This is a genomic window from Pseudoalteromonas aurantia (genome assembly GCF_005886875.1).
GTDB classification, from domain to species: Bacteria; Pseudomonadota; Gammaproteobacteria; order Enterobacterales; family Alteromonadaceae; genus Pseudoalteromonas; species Pseudoalteromonas aurantia_A.
This window is the reverse complement of record NZ_PNBY01000195.1, coordinates 1-2,185: the sequence shown is the minus strand read 5'-3', so window position 1 is coordinate 2,185 and position 2,185 is coordinate 1. Positions and strand designations below refer to the sequence as shown.

The following is a 2,185-nucleotide window of genomic DNA, read 5'->3' as shown; positions in this document are numbered from 1 at the left end:
TTTTCATGCTCTTGCCCTGTGTTAGTGTCGGTTTCAATATTTGTTTTATTACAAATAAAGTTATATTGAGGTCGCTATGAATTTACTTTTTTCTACCGCAATATTGGCGGTTGGGGTTATCACAAGTCCGATTGTGAATGCGAATTGCTATGGAAAACTTTATGGGATCAATGGGGGGAGAGGTGATGTTGGCATAGTCTTCTCTTTGGATGAAACAACAAAACAGGCAGATATACATTCTCAGGCTTTATATAGCTCCGCTGCGATGGCTTATGTGGAAAGTACTAACCGTCTCTACTATGTGAGTGCTCCACGGCCCACAGAATATCAACTCGATCCGTCAGCTTTAAACCTTACACCTGAGCAGTTAGCTTCTTTGCCTATCAAAGGAAAGAAGTTTAAATATAGTCGCTTAGCGTATCTTGATTTAAATACCAATGAACACAAACAAATCTCACGTACTAAAAACATGTATAGGTTGGCATACGATAGCACTACTAATAAGCTATTTGGCTCGTCGAATAATAAATTGTATGAGATTAACTTAGAAACTCATACTACAACACTCCTTGGTACGATGAGCGGGTATACTCAAAGCAGTGAAATCTGGCGTGGTGATATGGTTTTTAATCAAGGTCAAGCTTATATAATAACCAGTAGCAGTGTATTTGAACTCGATATTTCAACCCTCGGTTTAACAAAACGGTCTGACCATAACCTCAGCCAAGTGACTGGCGCAACGCTTGACCAACATGGAAAGCTCATTGTAAGCCGCGAAAAATCAATGATTTGGGTCATATCAACAGCAGCGAACTCTATCATGTCGATATTGATCGCGGTAATACGTGTTTGATAGGTGAATTTCCTATGCGACTGAATGATTTAGCTATTGATACATCGGGCTTGACAACGTGTAGCGTTGATTCCCAGTGTGTAAATAGACCATCATCGGACTTTGTAATTGTGAATATTGACAATGCGCGAGAGACTCAAGCAGATGATGGTTATGCGCTGAACGGGCATCGTATGGTCGGTGCGCTAAATAAACTCAATAATTCAGATTTGTTCGGTGCTGGTGGCATCGCAAACAAACTTGTTCAAATTAAAACTGATTTATCCGCATATGATTCCCTGAGTGAAACTCGCTTAACTCAAATGCAAGCTGATGTATTATTTGTCGGGGGTTTCAAAAGTGCTTTTAGCCCAGCAGAGGTGGCGCAAGCACATAGTTGGTCTAGTAAGCCTGGCAATGTCACTATTATTGGCGGGGGAGCAAACGTACAAACGCTGAGTTTCTTCGCACAGTGGGGTTATGCAATAACGGCATCAACAAGTAACCCAAATTTGGTCGTAGATGTATTAGATAGCGCTGTGAAATCCACTATAATTGATGGGCCTTTTGGTCGAGTTACGCAGTTTAATCAAGGTGGGAGTGCTCAGGGGGACTTTTCTTCGATGCCGAGTTCTGGCGAAGTCATAGCGGTCAACCAGCAAGGAAAACCAGTCATTGTATATGATACAGCTACGCAAGATATTTTATTGTCTGACATCGATATTTTAACGAACCTTGGTCAGGTAACAAGTGGAAACACCGTTATATCAGATGCTGACAAATTACTCATGAATCTATTTAACTTTGCCAGCAACCATTAATTTTCACACCAAGTTGGTGTGGGGTCATGAATAGGCGTATGTGATCATACGTCTACTTCTCCTCAAATATGGTAAGTACTTTTGAAATATAGATAATAACGCTTACATTACTTCCAAATAGAGTGTGCATCTACTTGATGTTGAGCGTTTATAACGCTGCACATAGCGACTTCTTAGCGCTCATTTGACAAACGATACCATTTTATTTCATCTATAAAGTTAATCACTTTTTTGTGGCCATATTTATGATACTAGTTAAAATTCATATTCTTTATTCTGGTTAGCTATTAGAGGGTAAGCGATAATCTTTTTTAGCCCCCTGTGTCAGGATAGTTGTCGCCTCAGTTTTTCATAAAATAAAACAGGGAGCGGTAAGTTAGTTATGAGTGAAGCATTATCCAGAAGATCATAAACAAGCAGTCATTAGAAAGCTGGTTGAAAGTGGCTTATCATTAGGTCAATTCGCAAAGCAGGAAAGTATCAACTTATCGACTTTGTATTCATGGCGAGATAAGTATTTAAAAGTAGGGTC

Annotated in this window: 3 protein-coding genes; all 3 read left to right on the top strand. The window is 39.7% G+C overall.

Going from position 1 to position 2,185, the window contains the following annotated elements; genetic code table 11:
- Positions 1-76: 76 nt before the first annotated feature.
- A complete protein-coding gene (locus CWC18_RS20600; protein ID WP_138676032.1) occupies positions 77-853 on the top strand; it encodes a hypothetical protein in 777 nt (258 codons plus the stop codon).
- Positions 854-867: 14 nt separating this feature from the next.
- A complete protein-coding gene (locus CWC18_RS20595) occupies positions 868-1,653 on the top strand; it encodes a hypothetical protein (RefSeq protein ID WP_138676031.1) in 786 nt (261 codons plus the stop codon).
- 386 nt (positions 1,654-2,039) lie between these two features.
- Positions 2,040-2,185: transposase (locus CWC18_RS21180; protein ID WP_171041189.1), on the top strand; the 146-nt coding region annotated here is incomplete at its 3' end.